We start from the raw sequence: 6,983 nt of genomic DNA on the forward strand, positions 1-6,983 counted from the left end.
CTGCGACACGGCCCAAGCGGGCCTTGCCGCGCCATCCCGCCGCTCGCCTAGCCGCGCGGGCCCGCGCCCCCGCGGCCCGCCGCTCGCGCCCGTCGCAAGCGGTGCCGAGTGCCCGCCTGCTATCCGCCGGTGGGGGCGGAGGGGGGAACGAATCCGTCCTGTCCGGGTTCGTTCTCGTGCTCCGGGTCCTCACTCTGGCGGTATTCGCCGTCCGGGCTCAGGCCCGGTACCCGCTGCCCCGCATTGAGCAGGCTGGACGTGAAGTGCTCGCCGTCGAACGTGGCGGCAGAGTCGTTCTCCGGTTCGGGGGCGCCGATGTCGTCGCGCAGATGCTCGTCGTCGGGCAGTTTGTCCTCATCGCGTGGCTGGCTCATGGGTCGGTCAGCTTTCGTGCCGGAAACCGAGCTTGATGGTCACCTGCCAGTCGGCGACCCTGCCTTCGTTAAGGTGGCCGCGAACGGACTTCACTTCGAACCAGTCGAGGTTGCGCAGTGTCTTGGAGGCCTCGTTGATGGCGTTGGAGACCGCGGCATCGATCCCGTCGGGCGACGTACCCACAATCTCCGTGACGTTGTAGACGTGGTTGGCCATGCTTTCCTCCTCGAGAACGTCCCGGGCCGGGCGCCGCGGGAGAGATGGCTGCAACGCTAGCCTCCGATGTCCCCGCGGTCTAGGGCACGGCGGCCCGGAGCACGCCGCCCTCGCCTCCAGGCGGACGCCATGCCCGGCGGTCAGCCGAGCTTGGACGGCCTGACGCCCTCGTCTTCCACGGAATCCACGGGCTCAGTGTGGCGCCAGCGGGCCACCGCACTCATGCCATGGAAAATCAGCAGTGCCGCTGCCGAACCCAGCGCGATGCCTTCAAACTGCAGCTCCCCTATGGCCCACTTGAAATTGGCGATGCCGATCACCAGGGCCACCCCTGCCACGGAGAGGTTGATGGGGTTGGCGAAGTTCACTCGGTTCTGGACCCAGATCCGCACCCCCAGGATGCCGATCATGCCGTAGAGCACGACGCCGGCGCCGCCCAGGACGCCGACCGGAACGGTGGCGATGGCGGCACCGAACTTCGGGAGCAAGCTCAACAGGATGGCGACAATGCCGGCCACCCAGTATGCGGCGGTGGAGTAGACCTTGGAGGCCGCCATCACGCCGATGTTCTCGGCGTAGGTGGTGGTGCCGGAGCCGCCGCCGCTGCCGGCCAGCACGGTGGCCAGGCCGTCTGCCATCAACGCGCGGCCGGTGACGGGGTCAAGATCCTGCCCGGTCATCGCGGACACGGACTTCACATGGCCGATGTTTTCTGCCACCAGGACCAACACGACGGGGAGGAACAGCCCGATCAGGGAGATGTGGAATTCCGGCGCGTGGAATTCGGGCAAACCGATCCAGGCAGCGTCATTGATCTTGGAGAAATCCACCTCCCCCCGCAGGATGGCCACCACGTAGCCGACCAGCACGCCTAGCAGGATGGACAACCGGCCCAGCAGCCCGCGGAACAACACCGTGACGAGCAGGATCGCGACGACGGTGACCAGCGCCGTCACGGGCCCCTTCTCGAAGTTCTGCTTGGCGGCCGGCGCCAGGTTGAGCCCGATCAGGGCAACAATGGCGCCGGTGACCACCGGCGGCATCACCACGTTGATCCAGCGCGTGCCGGCCTTGTGCACCAGCGCGCCGACCAGGAAGAGCAAGGCGCCGGCCATGATGAGGCCGCCGAGCGCTCCGCCCATTCCGTGCTGGTTCATGGCGGCGCCGATCGGGGCGATGAAAGCGAAGCTGGAGCCCAGGTAACTGGGGACCCTGCCTGCCGTGATGATCAAAAACAGAATGGTGCCCACGCCGGAGAACAGCAGCGTGGTCGACGGCGGGAACCCGGTCAGCAGCGGGACCAAAAAGGTGGCGCCGAACATGGCGACCACGTGCTGGGCCCCGACACCCATGGTGCGCGGCCAGGTGAGCCGCTCCTGGGGTCCGACTACCGTGCCTGGTGAAATGTTCTTGCCGTCGCCATGCAGGGCCCAACGGAACGGGGAAGATTTTGCAGGCGTGCTCATGGTGGGCCTCTTCGGGGGAGTCAGCGGGAAAATGTCCGGGGGACATCCTACCGCCGGAACGGCGTGCCGACTCGCCCGACCGGTCGCGGAGGCCGGGCGGGAACGGCCCGGCCTCCGTTGTCAGGCGTTGATCAGGCGATGACGGCGTCCACGATTGCCTTGGCCTCTGCCTGCACCTGCAGCAGATGATCCTGGCCGCGGAAGGATTCGGCGTAGATCTTGTAGACGTCTTCCGTGCCGGAGGGCCGGGCCGCGAACCACGCGTTGTCGGTCGTGACCTTCAGCCCGCCGATCGGGGCGCCGTTGCCGGGCGCTTCGGTCAGCTTGGCGGTAATCGCCTCGCCGGCCAGTTCGGTGGCGGCCACGTCGGCGGCGGAGAGTTTAGCCAGCGCGGCTTTCTGCTCCCGGGTAGCCGCCGCGTCGATGCGTGCGTAGGACGGCGCCCCGAACTTCTCGGTCAGCCCCGCATAGAGTTCCGACGGCGAGTTTCCGGTCACCGCCACGATTTCGGAGGCCAGCAGCGCCAGCAGGATGCCGTCCTTGTCCGTGGACCACGGCTTGCCGTCGAACCGCACGAAGGAGGCGCCGGCCGACTCCTCGCCGCCGAAGACCCCTTCGCCGGAGAGCAGCCCGGGCACGAACCATTTGAAGCCCACGGGAACCTCCACCAGCTGCCGGCCCAAGTTGGCCGCTACCCGGTCGATCATCGAGGAGGACACCAGCGTCTTGCCCACGGACGCGCCGGCCGGCCAGTCCGGCCGGTGCCTGTAGAGATAGTCGATGGCCACGGCAAGGTAGTGGTTCGGGTTCATCAGCCCGGCATCAGGGGTCACGATTCCATGCCGGTCCGCGTCGGCGTCGTTGCCGGTGGCGATGTCGAAGTCGGCGCCGCCGCCGCGAACGGCGTTGATCAGCGAGGCCATCGCCGACGGCGACGAGCAGTCCATCCGGATCTTCTCGTCCCAGTCCAGGGTCATGAACGCCCATTGCGGGTCCACCGCCGGATTGACCACGGTCAGGTCCAGCCGGTGCCGCTCGGCGATGGCGGCCCAGTAGTCCACCGAGGCCCCGCCCATCGGGTCGGCACCGATCCGCACGCCGGCGGAACGGATGGCGTCCAGGTCCAGCACCTTCGGCAGGTCGTCCACGTACGCGGCCAGGAAATCGTACGTACCGATGGACCCGGAGAACCGGGCCTGTCCCAGCGTGATCCGCTTGACGCCGCGCAGGCCCGCCTCCAGCAGTTCGTTGGCGCGGGCGGCAATCCACCCGGTGGCATCCGAGTCGGCCGGGCCGCCGTGCGGCGGGTTGTACTTGAAGCCACCGTCGCCGGGCGGGTTGTGCGAGGGGGTGATCACGATGCCGTCGGCCCGGGCATCCGGATGGGCCGCGTTATGTGTGAGGATTGCGTGGCTGACCGCCGGCGTCGGGGTCCACCCGGTCCGGGAATCGACCAGCACTGCCACACCGTTTCCGGCCAGCACCTCGAGGGCGGTGTCCTGGGCCGGATCCGAGAGGGAATGCGTGTCTTTGCCGACGAACAGCGGTCCGGCGATGCCCTGCCCGGCGCGGTACTCCACGATCGCCTGCGTGATGGCGGCGATGTGGTCCTCATTGAAGGATGCCTTCAGGCTGGAGCCGCGGTGCCCGGAGGTGCCGAAAACCACGCGCTGGGACGGGTCGGCCGGATCCGGCTTGACGTTGAAGTACGCGTCGCGGAGCGCGGTCAGGTCAACAAGGTCGCTGGGAAGGGCCACTGTGCCCGCACGGTTTGCCATCCCTCCAGCATGCCAAAAAACTACCGATCCGTGGCGATCGGGTGGCGGATCCGACCCGATGGCTCCCGATCTTCCCGCGCGCCTAGACTGGTAGGCAGCACCGAAGCTGCGCAGCAGCGAATCAATTTCAGGGGGAATCAACAGTATGTCCGGCACGGAGAACAGGCCGCCCTTCAACGACCCGAAGCATCCGGGGTGGTACACCGATCCCAATGCGGGCCAGGCCTTGCCGCAGCCGCCGTCGCTGCCCGAAGCGGGGAATCCGTACTCCTACCAGCCCGGCCCCGGCGCGCAGCCGTATACCGGGCAGCAGCCGTACGGCGGACCGGACTACAACCAGCCGATGTACTACACGCCGCAGGCCGAGCCGAAGGGGCTGAGCATCGCGGCGCTGGTGCTGGGCATCGTCTCCGTGGTCACGTTCGGCTTCATGCTGGTCCCGCAGGTCCTGGCCATCGTGTTCGGCCACATCGCGCTGGGGAAGGAACCGGCCGGCCGCAGCATGGCGCTGGCCGGCCTGATCATGGGCTACGCGGTCACCGGCATCTGGTGCCTGCTGATCTTCATCGGCGTCCTCGCCGGGGCGTAGGTCCGGCCGGCGCCTCGTTACGTCGCTGGTCGGCTTCACCCGTTTCCCCCGTCGACTATTCAGCTCCTGCCCTGCTGAGTGCTCAGAAGGGGCCGGAGCTGAAAAGTGGATGAGGAAAAGGCCCCTCACGACGGCGATGCCCGGGCGGGAGTGAATCTCCGCCCGGGCATCGCCGTCGTCGTTAAGGTTCCGTCCTAGCGGATGCCGCCCATCAGTTTCTTCAGGGACGGCACGGCCGCGGCCAGACCGACGCCGAGGATGATCGCCGTCACCCCGATGAAGCCGAAGTACGGGGCTTCGTTGGCCGGGTCGTAGTAGCCGGCCAGGATGCCCGCCAGCGTGGTGCCCAGCGAGATGGAGAGCAGGAACAGCGCCACCATCTGGGTCTGGAAGGCCTTCGGCGCCAGCTTAGTGGACACCGAGGAGCCGGTCGGGGAGAGGAACAGTTCCGCCATGGTGAACAGGAACAGGATGCCGACCATGGCCAGCAGCGGGGTGGAGTTTGCGCCGCCGCCGGTGAGCGGGATGAACGCCAGGAACGCCAGGCCCATCACGACCAGGCCCAGGGCGAACTTCAGCGGCGAGCTGGGCTGCTTGGGGCCGAGCTTGGTCCACAGGGCAGCGAAGATGCCGGCGAAGATGATGATGAACACCGGGTTGATGGACTGCACCCAGCTGGCCGGCATTTCCCAGCCGCCCAGCGTGCGGTCCAGTTGCTTGTCCGCGTACAGGGCCACCACGGTGAACTGCTGCTGGAACAGCGCCCAGAACGCGGCGGAGGCGATGAACAGCGGGATGAAGGCATAGACGCGCTTGCGCTCCACGGCGTCGACCTGCTTGCTGGAGAGGATCACCACGAAGTAGACCACGGCGGCGATGATCGCCAGCCAGGCCATGATCGGGGCCAGGTTCGAGGCGGTCACCAAGCCGAAGGCCACCAGCAGCACCATGACGACGACGGCGGCCACGGCCGCGGCGGCGACCTTGCCGTAGTTGCCCCGCGGCAGCGGGTTGGCCACATGGTGCGCGGCCTCGGGCAGATTCTTGCGGGTCAGGGCGTACTGAGTCAGGCCGATGGCCATGCCCAGCGCCGCCAGGCCGAAGCCGTAGTGGAAACCGAGCTGCACCTGGGCCAAGCCGGTGAGCAGCGGGCCGAAGAGGCCGCCGATGTTCACGCCCATGTAGAAGATGGAGAAGCCGGCGTCGCGGCGGTCGTCCTTCAGGCTGTAGAGCGAGCCGACCAGCGAGCTGGCGGTGGCCTTGAGGCCGCCGGAGCCGATGGCCACCAGGATCAGGCCGATGGCCAGCCCCACGCCGCCGGGGATCAGGGCCAGCGCGATGTGGCCCAGCATGACCATGATGCCGGTGTAGAAGAGGACCTTCTCGGACCCGAGGATGCGGTCGGCCACCCATGCGCCGAGGATCGAGGAGAGGTACACGCCGCCGCCGTAGGCGCCCACCAAACCGGTGGCAATTCCCTCGTCGATCCCCAGGCCGCCCTCGGCGACCGAGTAGTACATGTAGTAGAGCAGGATGCCCTGCATGCCGTAGAAGGAGAAACGCTCCCAGAGTTCTACGGAGAAAAGATTCGCCAGCATCCGTGGATGCCCGAAGAAGGTTTTGCCGGTTTGGGTGGACTGTTTTGTTGTTTCCGGCTGCGGATTCCCGGACTGCACGGTATTGCTCACGGTGTTCTATTCTGACAGTCCCCTACATGAAATGTCATATTCTGCGCCCGTGGCCGGGCGGCGTGTTAATGCAAATCCGCAGGTCAGGCCGGGGTTGCAGGATTCATCGCACGCCCTCCAGCTGCGCGGCGGCGGCCAGCAGCATGGCCTCCGATCCGGGCTTGCCGATCAGCTGGACGCCCATGGACAGGCCCTCCTCGGTGGTGCTGACGGGAACGGCGATCGCGGGCAGCCCGCACACGTTGACCAACGAGGTGTACGGCGAATACTGGCACTGGCGCATGTAGTCCACGTCTGCGCTGTTGGAGGTGTACCAGCCAACCGGCCGGGGGGTCTGGGCCAGCGCGGGCGTCAGAACCAGGTCGTACCGGCCGAACTGTGCCCGGGTGTCGTCCTGGAAACGCGCCAGCGTGGCCAAGGCGTCCGGCAGCGCCTCCGGCCCGCGCTTCAGGGCGCGGCGGCGGAAGGAACGGGTGAGCGGCATGAGCTGCGGTTCGTGGCCGGCCTCCAGCTCCAGCCGGGCCAGGCCGGAGGTCCAGACCGTGGCAAACGCCTCCGGGTAGCGGTTGTCGTAGCGGATCTCCGCTTCGTCGAGCGCGTGGCCCATCCCCAGCAGCAGCTCCACCGCGGTATCCAACGCCTCGCGCGCCTCCGGCTCCAGCGACAGCGGGTAGGCGGACTCGAACGGAGAGTCGGTGCTGATGCCGATCCGAAAGCGCCCTTCGGCGCGAAGCGCGGCGGCCAGGAATCCGGGTTCCCCCGGGAAGGCCGCGCGGGCCAGCTGCTCGTCCGCCATGGCGTCCATCAGCAGCCCGGCATCGGCCGCCGTGCGGGCCAGGGGCCCGGCGACCACCAGCCGGCCCGGGTCGTC

At 67.8% G+C, this 6,983-nt stretch carries 7 protein-coding genes; 1 reads left to right on the forward strand and 6 read right to left on the reverse strand.

Annotation, left to right across the window (positions count from 1 at the left end; translation table 11 throughout):
- Positions 1-119: 119 nt before the first annotated feature.
- From AC5RUH_RS07700 to pgm, 4 genes are all read right to left on the reverse strand, one after another.
- Complete coding sequence (locus AC5RUH_RS07700; RefSeq protein WP_494092637.1) at positions 120-374, reverse strand: hypothetical protein; 255 nt, start codon at positions 372-374, stop codon at positions 120-122.
- 7 nt (positions 375-381) lie between these two features.
- Entirely contained in the window at positions 382-591 is a 210-nt protein-coding gene (locus AC5RUH_RS07705) for a dodecin (RefSeq protein WP_494001908.1), read from the reverse strand.
- 140 nt (positions 592-731) lie between these two features.
- The gene (locus AC5RUH_RS07710) at positions 732-2,057 is read right to left on the reverse strand and encodes a uracil-xanthine permease family protein (protein ID WP_494128271.1); all 1,326 of its coding nucleotides are present in this window, start codon (positions 2,055-2,057) and stop codon (positions 732-734) included.
- A gap of 131 nt (positions 2,058-2,188) precedes the next feature.
- Positions 2,189-3,835 carry a phosphoglucomutase (alpha-D-glucose-1,6-bisphosphate-dependent) gene (gene pgm, locus AC5RUH_RS07715; RefSeq protein WP_494128272.1) on the reverse strand — a complete coding sequence of 549 codons (1,647 nt, stop codon included), beginning with the start codon at positions 3,833-3,835 and terminating at the stop codon, positions 2,189-2,191.
- Positions 3,836-3,980: 145 nt separating this feature from the next.
- Between pgm and AC5RUH_RS07720 the strand changes: the two genes are divergently transcribed.
- Positions 3,981-4,424 carry a DUF4190 domain-containing protein gene (locus AC5RUH_RS07720; protein ID WP_494128273.1) on the forward strand — a complete coding sequence of 148 codons (444 nt, stop codon included), beginning with the start codon at positions 3,981-3,983 and terminating at the stop codon, positions 4,422-4,424.
- 194 nt (positions 4,425-4,618) lie between these two features.
- On the opposite strand, the gene AC5RUH_RS07725 is transcribed toward AC5RUH_RS07720, so the two are convergent.
- On the reverse strand, positions 4,619-6,112 hold the full coding sequence (locus AC5RUH_RS07725; protein ID WP_494013387.1) for a peptide MFS transporter: 1,494 nt from the start codon (positions 6,110-6,112) through the stop codon (positions 4,619-4,621).
- A gap of 103 nt (positions 6,113-6,215) precedes the next feature.
- The coding region (locus AC5RUH_RS07730) for an amidase family protein (protein WP_494128274.1) at positions 6,216-6,983 on the reverse strand (768 nt) is incomplete at its 5' end.

The organism is Arthrobacter sp. Y3223166, assembly GCF_059090935.1.

Excerpts from the sequence above, each read along its gene's own strand:
- AC5RUH_RS07700 (WP_494092637.1), bottom strand. The coding sequence starts at position 374 with ATGAGCCAGCCACGCGATGAGGACAAACTGCCCGACGACGAGCATCTG.
- pgm (WP_494128272.1), bottom strand. The coding sequence starts at position 3,835 with ATGGCAAACCGTGCGGGCACAGTGGCCCTTCCCAGCGACCTTGTTGAC.
- AC5RUH_RS07720 (WP_494128273.1), top strand. The coding sequence starts at position 3,981 with ATGTCCGGCACGGAGAACAGGCCGCCCTTCAACGACCCGAAGCATCCG.
- AC5RUH_RS07705 (WP_494001908.1), bottom strand. The coding sequence starts at position 591 with ATGGCCAACCACGTCTACAACGTCACGGAGATTGTGGGTACGTCGCCC.
- AC5RUH_RS07710 (WP_494128271.1), bottom strand. The coding sequence starts at position 2,057 with ATGAGCACGCCTGCAAAATCTTCCCCGTTCCGTTGGGCCCTGCATGGC.